At 28.8% G+C, this 17,226-nt stretch carries 17 protein-coding genes; 5 read left to right on the forward strand and 12 right to left on the reverse strand.

Features of this window, described 5'->3' with window-relative positions; genetic code table 11:
- Positions 1-8 precede the first annotated feature (8 nt).
- A complete protein-coding gene (gene ftcD, locus ACI48P_RS12610) occupies positions 9-953 on the reverse strand; it encodes a glutamate formimidoyltransferase (protein ID WP_475216209.1) in 945 nt (314 codons plus the stop codon).
- 194 nt (positions 954-1,147) lie between these two features.
- Here ftcD and ACI48P_RS12615 point away from each other — a divergent pair, with 194 nt between their 5' ends.
- The 5 genes from ACI48P_RS12615 to ACI48P_RS12635 all read left to right on the forward strand — a co-directional run bounded on the left by ACI48P_RS12615 (position 1,148) and on the right by ACI48P_RS12635 (position 5,895).
- On the forward strand, positions 1,148-1,840 hold the full coding sequence (locus tag ACI48P_RS12615; RefSeq protein ID WP_475216211.1) for a cyclase family protein: 693 nt from the start codon (positions 1,148-1,150) through the stop codon (positions 1,838-1,840).
- Positions 1,841-1,987: 147 nt separating this feature from the next.
- Positions 1,988-2,626, forward strand: coding sequence for a peptidylprolyl isomerase (locus ACI48P_RS12620; protein ID WP_475216213.1), 639 nt, complete (start codon positions 1,988-1,990; stop codon positions 2,624-2,626).
- Between the two features lie 156 nt (positions 2,627-2,782).
- Positions 2,783-3,934: a C40 family peptidase gene (locus ACI48P_RS12625; protein ID WP_475216215.1), complete on the forward strand. Its 1,152-nt coding sequence runs from the start codon at positions 2,783-2,785 to the stop codon at positions 3,932-3,934.
- Positions 3,935-4,128: 194 nt separating this feature from the next.
- On the forward strand, positions 4,129-4,563 hold the full coding sequence (locus ACI48P_RS12630) for a hypothetical protein (protein ID WP_475216217.1): 435 nt from the start codon (positions 4,129-4,131) through the stop codon (positions 4,561-4,563).
- A 189-nt stretch (positions 4,564-4,752) separates the two neighbouring features.
- The gene (locus ACI48P_RS12635) at positions 4,753-5,895 is read left to right on the forward strand and encodes a DUF362 domain-containing protein (protein ID WP_475216218.1); all 1,143 of its coding nucleotides are present in this window, start codon (positions 4,753-4,755) and stop codon (positions 5,893-5,895) included.
- 173 nt (positions 5,896-6,068) lie between these two features.
- Here ACI48P_RS12635 and ACI48P_RS12640 read toward each other — a convergent pair whose 3' ends face one another.
- From ACI48P_RS12640 to ACI48P_RS12690, 11 genes are all read right to left on the reverse strand, one after another.
- A complete protein-coding gene (locus ACI48P_RS12640; protein ID WP_475216220.1) occupies positions 6,069-7,403 on the reverse strand; it encodes an amidohydrolase in 1,335 nt (444 codons plus the stop codon).
- A gap of 111 nt (positions 7,404-7,514) precedes the next feature.
- Positions 7,515-9,227 (reverse strand): adenine deaminase C-terminal domain-containing protein, encoded by a 1,713-nt coding sequence (locus ACI48P_RS12645; RefSeq protein ID WP_475216222.1) that lies wholly within the window; start codon positions 9,225-9,227, stop codon positions 7,515-7,517.
- Positions 9,228-9,245: 18 nt separating this feature from the next.
- Positions 9,246-10,292 (reverse strand): ABC transporter substrate-binding protein, encoded by a 1,047-nt coding sequence (locus tag ACI48P_RS12650; RefSeq protein ID WP_475216224.1) that lies wholly within the window; start codon positions 10,290-10,292, stop codon positions 9,246-9,248.
- Between the two features lie 31 nt (positions 10,293-10,323).
- Complete coding sequence (locus ACI48P_RS12655) at positions 10,324-11,355, reverse strand: ABC transporter ATP-binding protein (RefSeq protein WP_475216225.1); 1,032 nt, start codon at positions 11,353-11,355, stop codon at positions 10,324-10,326.
- A gap of 33 nt (positions 11,356-11,388) precedes the next feature.
- Complete coding sequence (locus tag ACI48P_RS12660) at positions 11,389-12,171, reverse strand: ABC transporter permease (RefSeq protein ID WP_475216226.1); 783 nt, start codon at positions 12,169-12,171, stop codon at positions 11,389-11,391.
- 1 nt (position 12,172) lies between these two features.
- Positions 12,173-13,003: an ABC transporter permease gene (locus ACI48P_RS12665; RefSeq protein WP_475216228.1), complete on the reverse strand. Its 831-nt coding sequence runs from the start codon at positions 13,001-13,003 to the stop codon at positions 12,173-12,175.
- Between the two features lie 400 nt (positions 13,004-13,403).
- Complete coding sequence (locus ACI48P_RS12670; protein WP_475216230.1) at positions 13,404-13,820, reverse strand: gamma-glutamylcyclotransferase family protein; 417 nt, start codon at positions 13,818-13,820, stop codon at positions 13,404-13,406.
- Positions 13,814-14,455, reverse strand: coding sequence for a pyroglutamyl-peptidase I (gene pcp, locus ACI48P_RS12675; RefSeq protein WP_475216231.1), 642 nt, complete (start codon positions 14,453-14,455; stop codon positions 13,814-13,816). Before pcp ends, ACI48P_RS12670 begins: the two co-directional genes overlap by 7 nt.
- A 52-nt stretch (positions 14,456-14,507) precedes the next feature.
- Positions 14,508-15,440 (reverse strand): DUF979 domain-containing protein, encoded by a 933-nt coding sequence (locus ACI48P_RS12680; protein ID WP_475216232.1) that lies wholly within the window; start codon positions 15,438-15,440, stop codon positions 14,508-14,510.
- 17 nt (positions 15,441-15,457) lie between these two features.
- The gene (locus ACI48P_RS12685; protein ID WP_475216234.1) at positions 15,458-16,129 is read right to left on the reverse strand and encodes a DUF969 domain-containing protein; all 672 of its coding nucleotides are present in this window, start codon (positions 16,127-16,129) and stop codon (positions 15,458-15,460) included.
- Between the two features lie 403 nt (positions 16,130-16,532).
- Positions 16,533-17,147 carry a hypothetical protein gene (locus ACI48P_RS12690; protein ID WP_475216236.1) on the reverse strand — a complete coding sequence of 205 codons (615 nt, stop codon included), beginning with the start codon at positions 17,145-17,147 and terminating at the stop codon, positions 16,533-16,535.
- Between the last annotated feature and the right edge of the window lie 79 nt (positions 17,148-17,226).

Consider the following 17,226-nt stretch of genomic DNA (forward strand, 5'->3'; position numbering starts at 1 on the left):
CAATCCCCCTACATATCCATTAAATGAGTTTCTAGTATCTGTTCTTTTCTAAATCCTTCCAGTCTAAAGAAATACTGGAAACTATCTAGTATATAATCTAATTTTATAGGACCTACTAACTCTGTACCTGTTACCATTACTCCATATCTTTCAGCTTCACGCTTTACAAACTCATAAGCTCTATGCATAGGTGTTTTAGAACAATCAAGAAGATTCATAGATACTACTACACCTTCTCTTTCAGGGAATTTTATTCCCACAGCTCTTATAGTAGTAAATCCTCCACTTGGACCTCTTAAACCTTTTGCTATTTCCTTGGCAATCTGAATGTTTTCTGTTCCTAAAAATATATTATAAGCAGTAAGTCCGTCAGTTTCTGCACTACAAATTGTTCCGCCTGCACTCTCACTTAACAAGCCATCTACACTTAAGTCTGGCTTTCTATTTTCATATTCTTCTTTTTTATCTTCATTATTTTTATACTCTTTTAATAAATCTCTTAAACCTTCATATTGACCTGCTCTTATGTAAGCAAATGCTTTTCTATCATTATTTCTTGCAGCTTCTCCAGCAAAGAATACAGGTATCTTAGTTTTTTCATGTAACTCTTTACCTATTTCTTTTGCTAATTCTACACACTCTTCAATTGTAATATCTTTAAATGGGAATATAGGAAGTGTATCTTGTGCTCCTATTCTTGGATGTGTCCCTTTATGATTTCTCATATCAATTAGTTCTATAGACTTTGCAGCCATATTAACTAATGCAGTTTTGACTGGCTCTGGCTCTCCTATAAATGTAACCACTGTTCTGTTAAAGTCTTGCTCTGGTTCGTAGCTAACAAGTTTTACTCCTTCTACTTTTCTTACTTCATCTACTACACTTTCAATAACCTCACTTCTAGCCCCTTCGCTAAAATTAGGTACTGCTAATACATATTTTTTCTTTTCCATCTTAATTATCTCCTTATCTTTAAATTTACTTTTATAAGTAGATAAATTATTAAAACAAGCAAATCTTCATTTATCTTTTCCTCATAAACTCTTTTAAAAGTTCTATAATTGTTTTTTATATACTTGTTTAATAAATTATATTTTCACATGTTAATGAATATAACTTATTAAATAAAGTTTTTAGGAGGATTTATATGAGTTTAGAAGTTATAGATTTATCTCAAGAGATTTTTCAAGGTATGTCTGTATTTCCCATGCATCAACCAACCTTTATAATGACTAACATGACTCATGAAGAAAACATGGAAAAAACAGGCAGTACTAAGCTAGGCTTTTCTGCTAGGAACCTACTAATTAGTGAACATGGCGGCACACATTGTGATGCTGTTTGGGAATACAAGCCTAGTGGCAATACTATTGAAAATATGCCATTAGAATATTTTTTTGGAAGTGCAATATGCTTAGATTTATCGCATATACCTTATAGTAGATACATAGAAGTTGAAGATATAAAAGGTGCTTTAAATAAATCAAAGGAAGAAATAATAAAGGGAGATATTTTATTAATGTATACAGGACATTATGATAGAAATTTCGGAACTGATAAATGGCAAACAGAATACTCTGGTCTTAGCTATGAAGCTGCTAAATATCTAGCAAAATGTGGCGTTGTTAATATTGGTGTTGATGCACCAGCCATAGATCATCCTGATGATTTAGATTTTTCTGGCCATTTAGTATGCGGTGAGTATGATATAACAAACACAGAAAACTTATGTAACTTAGATAAAGTTGTTAATAAAAGATTTTTATATTTTGGTCTACCACTAAAAATTAGAGCAGGATCTGGCTCACCTATAAGAGCTATTGCTTTAGTGGAGAAATAATCAATCAAAAAATATATCTTTTAAATAAGTTAATACCACTATCTATCTAATAATTAAAATTATTAATTAAGTTAACGACTGGTCTATTTTTTTATAATATTATTATGATATAATAAACCGAGAATTAACATAAAGGTGGTATTACATATGAAGAAAAAGTTTAAGTTAGGATTATTAAGTGCTTTACTTATTGGTGCTTTAGCTGTAGCAGGTTGTTCTAAGAAAGCTGAAGAACCTTCAAATGACGAAGTTAGAACACCTCCAGAACAACTCCCAATAGCAACAATAGAAGTTGAAGGTTTTGGTACTATTGAGGCTGAATTATATCCTCATATAGCTCCAAATACTGTTAACAATTTTATTTTTCTTGCTAATAGTGGGTTTTATGACAACCTTACTTTCCATAGAATTATTGAAGGTTTCATGATTCAAGGTGGAGATCCAGAAGGTACAGGTATGGGTGGACCTGGATATAGCATAAAAGGTGAATTCGGAAGCAATGGCTTCTATAATGATTTACAACATACTGAGGGTGTATTATCTATGGCTAGAACCCAACAAAAAGATAGTGCAGGAAGTCAATTCTTTATAATGGCTGAAGATACTCCTAGCTTAGATGGTGAGTATGCTGCTTTTGGTAAAGTAATTAACGGTATGGATGTAGTTAAAAAGATAGAAAAAGTAGAAACTGGAGCTAATGATGCTCCTGTAAATAAAGTAGTAATAAAATCAATAAAAGTAGATACAAAAGGTGAAAAATACGCAGAGCCTGAAAAAATGCAGTAAAATCCTAAGGATAGATTATTAATTTAATCTATCCTTATTTTTTTGCTTAATGTTTACAAATAATGTCCCTTATAGTAGTATGGTTATAGTAATATTTTGTCGAATAAACATATATTACAAACAAAATTTAACTTTAAACTACAAAGGAGGAAATGAATGATAAAAAAAAGCGTAGTAATGTCTATAGGTTTAAGTTCTGTAGCACTTGCAATGGGAGCTACAGATGTTTATGCAGCTGAAAAAGGAACAGTTACTACTGATGTATTGAATGTAAGAAGCGGTCCAAGCACAAATCATTCAGTAATAGGTAAATTATATAGAGGTAATACAGTAGAAATACTTCAATCTTCAAATGGATGGCATCAAGTAAGATTATCTAACGGATCTACTGGATGGTCTAGTGGTGACTATATATCAAAGGGATCTTCTAATAATCAAGGTTCTTTAGGTTATGGTGTTGTTAATACTGCGACTTTAAATGTAAGAAGTGGCGCTGGTACTAACTACTCTATAATAGGAAAAATACATAAAAATGATAAGGTAGAACTATTATCATCTTCAAATGGATGGTATAAAATAAAGCTATCTAATGGATCTACTGGATGGTCTAGCGGAGATTATATCAATAAAACATCATCAAATGATCAAGATTCATCAAATAACCAAGGTTCAACTGGCAATTCATCTTTAGGTTATGGTATTGTAACTACGGATGTTTTAAATGTAAGAAATGGCGCTAGCACTAGTTATTCTGTAATAGGTAAATTATATAAGAATAATAAAGTAGAATTACTTGGAAGTTCTAATAGATGGTATAAAGTAAAATTATCAAATGGAAACATAGGATGGTCTAGTGCTGACTATATCACTAAATCATCTTCAGGTAATCAAGATTCATCAAATGATCAAGGATCAACTTCAAACCCCTCTACAAGTAAGCAAAATGCTGTTGTAAATTTAGCACTTAGCCAAATAGGTAAACCTTATGTTTGGGGTGCTGAAGGACCTAATTCATTTGACTGTTCAGGATTAGTATATTATGTATATAAAAATGCCGCAGGAGTTAATTTACCAAGAACATCTAGAGAGCAATCTACAGTTGGAACAACTGTTAACAAATCTCAACTTCAACCTGGTGACTTAATCTTCTCTAGTACAGATGGAAGTGGTAATGTATCACATGTTGGTATATACATTGGAAACAATGAAATGATTCATGCACCTCAACCAGGTGAAAACGTTCAAAAAGCAAATATAAACACATCTTATTGGAACAAAACTTATCTTTGGTCTAAAAGAGTATTATAATATGTTAAGAGAGAATAACTATAGTTATTCTCTCTTTTATTTTTTTAACTAGATTCCTTAAAATTGATTTACAATAGAATGTATTGATTTTATTAATATACCTACTCTCAAGTATTTATAATACCTATTTTATTAATTCTTAATAATATATTACCATATTATTATAAACATATAATTTTACTAGGGGTGAAAATATGAGAGACGAATCATTAAAAAGAGAGCTAAGTATAGATAAAATTAAACTTATAGACAAATACTCATTAACTTGCAGTGAAGATTTAATATGGCAACTAAGACACGATAAATACCATACTGTTAATTATTTTTCTCATAAATTTGCTAAAAAACATTCTGCATTAGCCCTACTTTTTTATATTAATAGGTTATGCTATGCTAAAATTAAGTATTTCGAAAACAACATTGATAAGTATACGCCTTATAAGTATGACTTTGAAAAAGGATTCTTAGAATGTGAAATTTATGACATGGGCTTTCTACTTCATAAGCCTAGTAATAATATGATAGATATTAGAAGTTTAAAAGAAATTAAAAGTATTGAAGAATTTAAATCATTCTGTTCTTATTTAGAGTCTTTAGAAGCTAATTACTATTATCCTAGTATTGTATAATTCCAAAGTAACAATATAACTATAAAAATTAAATAATACATTATAATAAAGGTTGGATAGCTATATCCAACCTTTTTATAGTAATAAAAGAAGTTGATAATTTACAATAAAATCCATAAACCTTATAATTTATATATATTGTTACTAATTAAGATTTAATTAAAATATAGTAATTATGAAGGAGAAATTATGAAAAATGTTGTCTTAAGGAGTTGTAATGATTATAGGTACGAAGAAGTTCAAAGTTCTATGATAAAATTATTAGAAGATTTAGGTGGATTAGAAAAATACATAAAAAGAAATAGTACTGTGTTTATAAAGTTAAATTTATTGATGAAAAAAAATCCTAATGAAGTAACTACTACTCATCCTATGATACTAAAAATTTTAGCAGAGGAACTACTAAAATTAGATTGTAATATTATTGTTGGAGATAGCCCAGGTGGGCCATATACAATAAACGCTCTAAAAGGAGTTTATAAAACTTGTGGCATAGAGGATGTTTGTAATGATTTAGGTATTAACCTAAACTATGATACATCAGAAATAAAAGTTGAAAATAAAAATGGTAAAATACTAAAATACATGAATGTAATAAAACCAATAACAGAAGTTGATCATGTTATTAATGTTTGTAAACTTAAAACCCATATGATGGCAACTTTCACAGGAGGAGTAAAGAACTTATTTGGAGTAATTCCTGGTGTATCTAAAGCTGAATATCACTTTAAAATGCCTGAAGTTAAAGACTTCACAGAAGCACTAGTAGACATTTGTGAATATGTATCACCTTCCCTTACTATTATGGATGGTGTTATAGGTATGGAAGGAGAAGGACCTTCAGCTGGTACTCCTCGTAAAGTAGGATTAATACTAGGCTCTACCAACCCTTATGCTTTAGATGTAGTCGCATGTAAAATAATAAACCTAGATCCTCTTGAAGTACCGACAGTTCAAAGAAGCGTTGAAAGAAAATTAATATCTAAAGATTTTACTGATATAAATGTATTAGGAGAAAAAATAGAAGATAAAATAATAACTGACTACAAAATCCCAACTACTAAAAGTATTAGTTTTTTAAGAGGTATGGTACCAAAGAGTATAGAAGTTTTTGTAAATAAAAAACTTGCAGGAAAGCCTATTGTAGTAAATAATAAATGTATAGGATGTGGAGAGTGCTCTAGAGTATGTCCTCCTCAAGTTATAAATATGGAAAATAAATTACCTAATATTGATTTAGATGTGTGTATACGATGTTTTTGTTGTCATGAGTTATGTCCTAAAAAAGCAATTAAAGTAAGAAGACCTTTTATATATAAGTTTATAAAATAAAATTCGATTTGCTTGAACTGCTAAGCCTTCGAATAACTTCTGGGAGGATATTAATATAAACAGAAGATATAAAATTAATTGTAAATATCTAAGAGCTTGAAAAAGATAAAAAATATGCTAGATAAAAATCTAAAAATACACCTACCTCGTGGAAATCGAGGTAGGTATATTACCTAAAGAGTTTTAGCCACATTATCTATTTTTTCTTTTAACGACATCAAATCATTTCTTATTTTTTTAAAATCAGAGCTTATAAGTCTTTTATCTTTAACAACAATCTTTCCATCCACAATAACAGTATCCACATTACTTGGATTAGCACTATAAACTATAGTAGAATAATAATCATATATAGGTTGCATGTTTACAGATTCTGTTTCTATAATTGTTATATCAGCCTTTTTCCCAACTTCTATACTTCCTACTTCTTTATCAATACCAAGGACCTTAGCTCCACCAATTGTAGCCATCTCTACTATTTCTATTGAAGGTAATAATGTTCTATCATTATTAAATAACTTATGTACTTTTCCTACTTGAGTCATTTGAGTTATTATGTCCAAAGTATTTCCACTCATAGGACCATCAGTACCAAGACCTATATCTATATTTTCTTTCATCATTTTAATAATAGGAGCAACTCCCTTAGCACCTTTTGAGTTTGCACCTACATTATGAGAAACTTTTACATTTCTTTCTTTTAGTATCTTTATATCTTCATCATCCACTAATACAGTATGAGCTGATATAAAGTTTGAATCTAAAATACCTAACTTATCTAAATACTTGACTGGTGTTAAATTATATTTTTCCTTATATTCTTTTACTTCATAATCCATTTCTGCTACATGCATCATCATTGGTACATTGTATTTTTTGCTTATTTCATAAGCTTCTTTTAAACTTTCATCGCTATTTGTATATATTGCATGAGGTGCTATTCCTGGTATTATTAAATCATCATTTTTCCATTTTTCAATAAACCATCTTGAATAATCTAATCCATCATAAGGTTTATTAGAATTTGGGCCTACAAAATCAACTACAGTTTCACAAACTACAGCTCTCATATTCATTTCTTTAGATGCTTTCGCTACTTCATCTTCGAAATAATACATATCACAAAACGTAGTTACTCCACCTAAAAGCATTTCTGCTATACCATATTTTGCACCAATATAAGTAAGATTCTTGTCTACTAGTTTTTGTTCTAGTGGAAATAAATATCTTTTTAACCTATCTTTACAATCATCTGCCAAGCTTCTAAAGGGAACCATAGAAACATGAGTATGGCAATTTATCATACCTGGCATTAATATAGAATTTTTACCATCTATTGTTGTTACTTCTGTTTCTTTTTCTATTATTTCACTTATTTTTTTGTTTCCAACATAATCTATTTTGTTATCTTTTATTATTACTAATCCATTTTCTATAATATCTTTATTTTCATTCATTGTAAGTATTGTTACATTTTCAATTACTATAATGCCACTTTTTAAGTTCATAAAATCCTCCACTACTATATTGCTTTTACTCAAATAATTTATATATAATTAATAAATTAGACTATGCTTGAAACATAGTCTAATCTAATAATATATATATATTTTTTTATTTTAATCTTTAAATAAAGAAACTATCTTACTATTTCTAACATTTACGAGTCCTTTATCAGTTATTTTAAGTTCTGGGCTAACTGGTAACGATAATGTACTAAATGACATTATTTCATTCATATGATCGTATCCTAAATCTTTCATAGCGTCTCTTACTAAATTTAGCTTATTACCTAAAATAGAAATACTTTCATCACTTACAATACCACCTATAGGCAACTCTAATTTTGCTAGTATTTTATTATCATTAGCTACAGCATATCCACCTTTTGAACTTATTACTTCATTAGTTGCTGCTACCATATCATCTAAGTTATGTCCCATAACCATAAGATTATGATGGTCATGTGCCCAAGTTGTTGCTATTGCACCTTCTTTTATAATACATCCCTCAACTAGTCCAAATGCCACATTATTATTTTTGCCGTATCTTTCAAACACGGCTATTAAAGCACAGTCAGAATTTTCCCAGTTTAAAATATCATCTTTTATATCCAAAACTTTCTCGCATTCTTGTGTAAATGTAGTATTTTTAGATACTTTCATAGTCCTACAAGTTACTTTATCTTTATATTTTTTAGGTACTTTAACTAATAAATCATCTTTACTTATATTTTTTAGTTTTATACTATTATAAAATTCTTTATTTATTTTACTTTTACTATTAAAATACTTTTCTTCTAATCCTTTTGACTTACTATAAACTAGATCTCCATCTTTATAAACTTCATTAATTTCAAATTTATCCAGATCATCAATTATTATAAAATCAGCTATTTTACCTGGAGCTATAACCCCTCTATCAAAAAGATTCATTCTTCTTGCTGGAGTGTATGTAGCTACATATATTGCATTTTCAATTGACATACCTAAGTTTATAGCTTCTATAACTAATTTATTTAGATGACCTTCTAATAGTTTATCTGCCATTACATCGTCTGTTGCCAAACAAAAATGTTCGTATAAATTATTTTCTATTAAATAATCTATATTTTCTTTAGTCATAGACTTATGTTGCATTTCTATAAACATACCATTTTTGATTTTTTCTTCTAATGATTTTACCGTTTGTTGAGTATGATCTCCATTTACTCCTCTATAAATGTATAAAGATAAATCAACTCCCTCAATCTTAGGGCAATGACCTTCTAGAGGCATTTTTTTGTTTTGATTAACGTAGTTTATAATTTGGTTTATATCAGAGTTTTTATCTTCTATTAAATCCTTAAAATTCATTACTTCCCCAAGACAAATAATTTTATCTTCTTTAATTAGCTCTTTAATTTCTTTTAATGTTATTGTATCTCCCGTAGTTTCTAACTCTTTATTTGTAGAAGGAACAGAACTTGGTATTCCATAAAATATATCTAGTTTTTCATCTTCTTTCATAAATTCTTTTATTCCATCTATACCAAATACATTTGCTATTTCATGTGGGTCAGCTACTACTGTAGTAACCCCATGTTTTATAGCATATTTTGAAAATTCACTCGGAATAGTCATAGAACTTTCTATGTGCATATGTATATCTACTAAACCGGGTATAATATATTTACTATCACCATCTATAATATTTTCACATGTTAGCCTATCATTATATTCATAGCCTATATGAATAAATTTACCTTCATGTATTAATACATCTGATTTTATAAATCTTTTTAAATAAGAGTTATATACGTTTAAATTTTTTATAATTAAGTCTACATTCATAGTCATGCCTAATTAATATTAATTCATTATTCTATTCCACTTGTCAACCCACTCAGTCATTAATGGATTTACAGCTTTAAAATCTATAGTCTTAGCACTATCTAAAACATTTCCATAAGTTAAACCTTTAGCATCTTCTTCAGATAATTCAACTTTCGTGTTTATAGGTGATTCACTTAATGCTTTTGCAGTTCTTTCTTGAACTTCTTTGCTTAATGCATAATTTATAAATTCATATGCTAAATCTTTATTTTTTGAGTTTTTATTTATGTTTATTGTATTAAAGTTTAAGTATGTTCCTGATTCTGGTATTACATTTATAACTGATGGCTTAGCTTTTGCTATTGTTTCAAATGCAAAGTCCGATGCTACAGCTGCTACTATTTCTCCACTTGAGAACATATTAGCTAAGTCAGATGATTTACTGTAAGTTTTTACAACATTTGGCTTTAATTTTTCTAATTCTTTAAATGCAGCTTCTCCATTATCTTTAGTTATATCAACTCCTGCTTTATCTGCTCCTATAGATACCATAGCTGGTCCATTAGTAGTTGTTATATCTGGTATTGCTATTTTACCTTTTAATTCAGGCTTCCACAAATCTTCCCATGAATTTATTTCTATTCCAGCTTCTTTATCTACTACTATCCCTATACTGTTTAATGTATAAGCAGGCCCATATCCGCTTTCTACTGTTGCCTTAGCCTTTTCATTTATATTATTAGCATTAGGTATTTTAGAATAATCTAGCTCCTCAAATATTCCTGCTTCTATACCTTGTTCTGCAAATGATTCTGCTAAGTATGTAATGTCTATATTTGAGTTTGGATTGTTTCTCATTTTAGTTAATCTTTCAGAATTGTTTCCTACTTCTAAAACTATTTCTATTCCCTTTTCTTTTGCAAAAGGTTCAAATACTGTTTCTTTTAAAACATCCTCATTTAATCCCCAAGTTGATATAACAAGCTTGTCATTACTTCCTGAATCAGATGATTTTGAACATCCTACTAAAGCTGTTGCACTAAGTATTCCCGTTAATAATAATGATACTATTTTCTTATTCATGACCTTCTCCTCTGTTGTTTAAATTTAATTTTTATAATAAAACTATCTTACTTGATGGCAAGTGAAGCTTTATTTTGTTACCCTTTTCATATATATCTGTATTTTCACTGTTTACAGTTAAATTTCCTATTTCTGTTTTAACATCATATTGATAAGCCTTACCTAAGAAAGTTCTTACCTCAACTATACCTTCAACAGTATTTTCTAAATTCTCCTCAACTATCTTTATATCATCTGGTCTAATAGTAGCTTTAACTTCTTCTTTATCTTTACTCCTATCAACACTAAACTCAACATTAGACTTGCTAACATAAGTATTTTTTGAAGATTTTTTTAAATCAATAAAGTTTTCAAAACCAACAAACCTTGCAACAAACTCTGTAGCTGGATTTGAATAAATATTTTCAGGAGTATCAAATTGTTCTATAACCCCTTTATTAAGAACCGCTACTTTATCAGAAATTGAGAAACACTCTTCTTGATCATGTGTAACAAATAGTGTTGTTATTCCAAGCTTTTGTTGAAGTTTTCTTATTTCAACTCTCATTTTTAATCTTAACTTAGCATCTAAGTTACTAAGTGGCTCATCTAAAAGAAGTAAACTTGGTTCTATGACTAATGCTCTTGCTATAGCAACCCTTTGTCTTTGTCCACCTGATAGCTCTTTGGGATATCTTTTAGCTAGGTGATCCATATCTACAGTTTTTAATATTTCATCAACCTTTGATTTTATCTCATCTTTGGTCATCTTTTTCATCTTAAGACCAAAGGCTACATTTTCCTCAACTGTTAAGTGTGGGAATAATGCATAGCTTTGGAAAACCAGACCAAAATTTCTATTATGTACTGGTATATTAGTATAATCCTTATCTCCTAATAAAAACTTACCTGCTGTTGGCTCTATAAAACCAGCAACTACTCTTAATGTTGTAGTTTTACCACATCCACTAGGACCAAGAAGTGATACTAATTCACCCTTTTTTACTTTTAAGTTTAAGTTTTCTAGTATGTTATTTTTTTTATCATATGAAACATTTATATTTTGTAAATTTATTAAATCCATTTTATGTATCCTCCAAGTTGATATTAATTATGACTACCCTGAAAAATTGCTAAGACCTAAAGTCTTTTCTAATATGTACATTACTACAACAGTAAGCAACATTAAGATAACTGATAATGCTGATACAGTTGGGTCATAATTATACTCAACATAGTTCATCATAGTTATTGGTAATGTACTTACCCCAGGTCCTGTTAAAAACATAGAAACTGGAACATTATTAAATGAGTTTATAAAAGCTAGCATAAATGCTGCCATTACACCTGATGTTATATTCGGTAATACTACCTTAAAAAATGTTTGGCTCTTTTTACAACCTAAGCTCATAGCCGCTTCTTCTATTGAATAATCAAATACCTCTAAGCTAGAACCTATAACCCTTATAATATAAGGAATAATTACTAATGTATGTCCTATAAATAAACTCATATAAACTGAAAGATTTAGCTTCACCAATAAAAATTGGAATAATGAAAAACCAACTACTATAGCAGGAATCATTAATGGTGAGAAAAAGAAACTTTTTAAAGCACCTTTACCTTTAAAGTCATATCTACTAAGTCCATAAGCTGCTGGCATTCCTATAACTAATGCTGCTAATGTTGCTATAGTAGATATTACTAAGCTAGTAATCATACTATTCATAAATGACTCTGACTTAAAAACATTTATAAACCATTGTAAACTAAATCCTTTTGGTGGAAATGCTATATAATTTTCAGTCCCTATACTAGTCATAGCTATAATTACTAATGGTGCAAATAAGAATATATATACTAATATTACGAACACTGTTAATAACTTATTTTTCTTCATTTTAAGATACACCTCTCTTATCTAGTCTTGATGCAAGTGAGTTAATAGTCTTAACAACAATTAAAGTAACTACTATCATTATAGTTGCAACTACTGCAGCTCCTTGCCAATCACCTAATGTCATAGTCTTTTGATATATAAGTGTTGCTAGAACAGTATTTTTGTTTCCTCCTAATAATTGAGGTGTTGTATATGCTGTTAATGAACCTGTAAATACTAATACCGTCCCAACTATAAGCCCAGGTAAACTAAGTGGGAATATAACTTTGAAAAATGCCTTTATTTTACTAGCCCCTAGACTTTCGGCCGCTTCCAGTAAGTCATTGTCTACATTTTCCATAACTCCAACTAAAGAGATTATCATTAAAGGTAGGAATATATATATAGTACCAACTATAATGGCTCCCTCTGTATATAAAAGTGATAGTGGCTCACCTATTAAGTTAAGCTTCATAAGTAAAGTGTTGATAACCCCATTTTTACCTAAGATACTCATCCATGCAAATGAACGAACTACCGAATTTGTTAATATTGGAAATATTGTAAGTGCTATAAACAATCCTCTTAACTTTTTAGATGTTCTTGATATGTAATATGATACTGGTACACCAATAATCATACATATTATAGATGATATTACAGATATTTTTACAGTTCTAAAAAATATCTCTATCATATATTCATCTTTAAAAAACCTTGCATATTCTCCGAACATTCCATTTGTCAAATTCGTAAATGTCGGTATTATCGACCCCATCAAAGGTACTATCATAAAGTATGTTATTAATACTAAACATGGTATAAATAACATATAATAACCTTTTTTCTTCATATATTATGTCTCCCTCTCCTTATGCTGATTATTTTTTTAATTTTTTAACTTTTAAGTATATTCTACTTTTTTACTCATTTTTTGTCAATATATTTATTATTATTTCGTATTATAACAAACGTTAAGCCGTCATTACAGTTTCATTATTCATTTTTATTTATTTTTGTGAATTTAAATATTGCATTTTTATTTATAATAATTAAAGTTTATATAAAAAATACCCTTATATAATTAATTATTATAAAAGGGTCATATAATGGTATATAATTAACGATGTAAAATAATAGGACGACTTCACTCAACCAAAACACGAACTTTATCCAATTTAAGCATATTTTCATATTAAAAGTAAAAAAGCTAGAGCAATATTTTGCTCTAGCTTTTTTATATCCATTTAAAACTATCTATTCATGTGATTTTTCCAGTCACCATGTCCAACTGTAATTAATACATCTTTACTGTTTATATCGGCCTTTGGATTGTATTCATAGTAATATGCTTTTTCAGAAGTTCCGTCTTCTAACTTAACATCTACTACTTTTCTTAAATACTCACAATTAGTATTATTTTCTTCAGTATAATTTTCTAGTTCATCTAATTCCACTAAACTCTTCTCAAAGTTATTTAATTCCATTAGCTCACCTTGAATTATATTACTTCCTGGTATAACAGCTGGATATCCCTTATTTTCTAAATGAAATAATTCACCAGTTATTGTACCTTTGTAGACTTTAGATACTTTTCCCTTAAGAAGTTTATCGTAGTTAAACATATCACTTCTTAAACTTCCATAGACAAATATTTTTTCTACTAGCATATTTCTCCACCTACTGCCTTTATATCTTCATTGTATAAAGTACAAGCTTCTAAAGCTAATTCTAACCCTCTAACAATATCATTTAAAGACATGTATGGCATATTTTTCTTATCTATAACTTGAGATGTCATATATGGTATATGGATGAATCCACCTTTTATGTTAGGATATTTTTTATCTATCATATACATTATTCCATACATAACATGGTTACAAACAAATGTCCCAGCTGTATTAGAAACTGAAGCAGGTATATGATTTTCATTCATATGTTTAACCATTGCTTTTATTGGTAAGTTTGAGAAATATGCTGCTTGTCCATCAGCTTCTATTATTTCATCAGTTGGTTGATTTCCTTCATTATCTTTAATTCTAAAATCATCCATATTTATTGCTACTCTCTCAGGAGTTATGTCAAATCTTCCTCCAGCTTGGCCTACTGATATTACTATGTCAGGGTTATGTGCTTCAATAGCTTCCTCTATAGCTTTTACAGACTTAGTTTGAACTGTTGGAATAGTTATTTTTATTACTTCAGCTCCATTTATTTTATCACTTACCATTTTTACAGCTTCTTCTGCTGGATTTACTGGTTCTCCACCAAATGGATCAAATCCTGTTAATAATATTTTCATTTTAACGTCCTCCTGTATTGCCTATTTTATTACTTTTTATCTTTATTATATCTTAGAATGCTAAGAAGTACATTGCAAATATGTGAATTACTAATAATATTATAGCTACTGGAGCTTGATATTTAATAACACTATATTGACTCTTAGCTTCAAGTAATGCTGCTGGCACTATATTGAAGTTTGCAGCCATTGGAGTTAATAATGTTCCACAGTATCCTGCTGTTAATGCAAGTGCTCCTACTATTGCAGGATTTGCTCCTTGAGCTAATACAAATGGTATACCTATACCTGCAGTTATTACTGAGAATGCTGCAAATGCGTTACCCATTATCATAGTAAATACTGCCATACCTATACAGTAAGCAACTACTCCAAAGAATCTACTGTCAGCAGGCACTACTCCTGATATCATTTCTGATATAACTTCTCCTACTCCAGCTTGAGTAAATAATGCACCAAGTGCAACTAGTAATTGAGGTAACATACTTGTTGGCCCCATTTGTTGAAGTAATCTAGCTCCATCTTCTACTGAAGTTGTAACTTTTGCTCTAGTTATCATAAACGCAGATATTAATGCTATTACTGCTCCAACACCTATAGCAAATTGAGAAGAACTTGAGAAGTTCTTTAAGCTCATTGCAACTACAACTGCTGCAAATGCTAATACTAATGATGGCCAGAATATTTTATTCTTAAGTTTGCTTGCTTGTTTTTCTCCAAATTCTTCAGTTGGCATATCGTATTTTGCAAATACAACTTGCTTTGTAACTGTTAATAAACTTGATAATATTAATATTAAACCAACAATATTTGCTGGTAATACTTTTCCGAATATAAATGGCATAGCTATTAATATCCAGAATAATGCTGTTCCATATCTCTTACTGCTATTTATTGTCTTAAATGATTTAAATGCTATAACTATCATTAAAAGACCCATAGCTGCGTAAAAAAGTTCTAATGATATATTTATAAAGTTTTGCACTGTGATATCCTCCTTATTTAGCTATTTTTTCTATATTTTTTATCTAACTTCTTATCTAATAAGTAGTTTTGAAGTGCAGATATTAAAAATGCTACTACAACCATTATTATACTTGCTTTAGCTATTTCTAGTTCTGTAACATCGTATCCAAATTGAGTAAGTGTTGAAGCTATTAATAAAACTCCACTACTTCCTGCAAATAAGTTTTGTCCAAAGAAGTTACCATAGTTTTCTGAAGCTGCTGATAACGCTTTTATTGTTTCTTCATCTTGTTCATCTAATTCACCATGCTTAGCAGTTCCAGCTGCTTGGGCCATAGGGTTAACTAGTGGTCTAACAAATTGTGGATGCCCACTCATTCTTATAGATAATGCTCCTGCTATTTGTCTAGCTAGCATATATATGCTTAATACTCCACCTGTAGTTAGTTTTCCTAGCTTTTCTATTAAGTGTACTGCTCTTTGCTTTAATCCGTATCTCTCTAATATACCTATTACTGGTAAAGTCAGTATAAATAATGATACTGCTCTATTTGCTACAAATGATTCCCCTAGTATAGTTAATATTTGGTTTATATCTAAACCAGCTACTATTCCTGTTGCTAAACCTGCAACTAACACTGTAAAAAGTGTTTCAATTCTAAATATAAAACCTATAACTACTATTAAAACACCTATTAGTTTTATCATAATTATTCTTCCTTTCTTTTAAATGTGTAGATTTTTTTCATCCTTTTTCGATATCTTTCTACATTTTTTTCTCTTGTTTGGAATTATATAATATTTCTGACAATATTTCAATGCCCTTATTTAGATCTTAAACAAATTAACTGAATATTTTATACATTTAAAACTTAGAATTTTTCTTTGAAAACGGCTAAATATAACGATTTCATAAAAAATAAAAATGTTAACAAAATATTTTTTTTATTAATTATTAAATTTTAAAATATTTAAATTCATATGATTATAAATTTAATTTCATGTAATATTCAATATAAAGTTTATTTATTTCATATGATAAAAAATCATTTAGATAAATTTTTTCCGTACACGAAAAAAAGGGCTCGTTAATTTTTAATTACAAACCCTTCTATAGTACTATAATATTAAATATCGATAAAACTATGAAAGTTATTATCATTGTTTTTCTAAAGTCTAATTCTATATCAATTTTATATAATGCTTTACATAATAACAATAAACCCATTAAAATACATATAATTTTAGTCCAAATATTAAATATAATTGCAAAAATAACATAAGCATATAATAAAATCCGTGATATAAAAAATCCTGCTCTAGTTAAAACATTCTTTAAAAAAATTTGAGAGAAATAGAAAGTCTGAGGGTTAGCCTGCTCCTCAAAAGCTATAGCTAGCATTACTTTCTCTTTAAGCATTTTATTTTTTTCTTCTCTTTTGGTTAAATACTTTGATTTTTCATAAAATCTACTTCTAAGAAATACGAATATATTGCTAATTGAAAACCATAATCTAAAAAATTCTTCTTCATACTTATTATTAAAAATATAATTTACTCTTTCTGCTACCGTTAATGTATTCATTTCATTAAACCATCTAATTACATTACTCTTAAGTTTTCTTCCTATGGAAAGTTCTAAGGCCAATTTATATAGTTGGCTATTTAATAAAAATGTTACTATATCTAAATCATAAACTTTTTCTATATTTTCTTCTCTTTTCAATATATTCCTCCTTTCTTACATAATACTATTTAACTAGCAATATTATTATAACTCATATAGTCAAATTTAAAAATAATTA

This window comes from Romboutsia sp. LXY-2, from assembly GCF_056171995.1.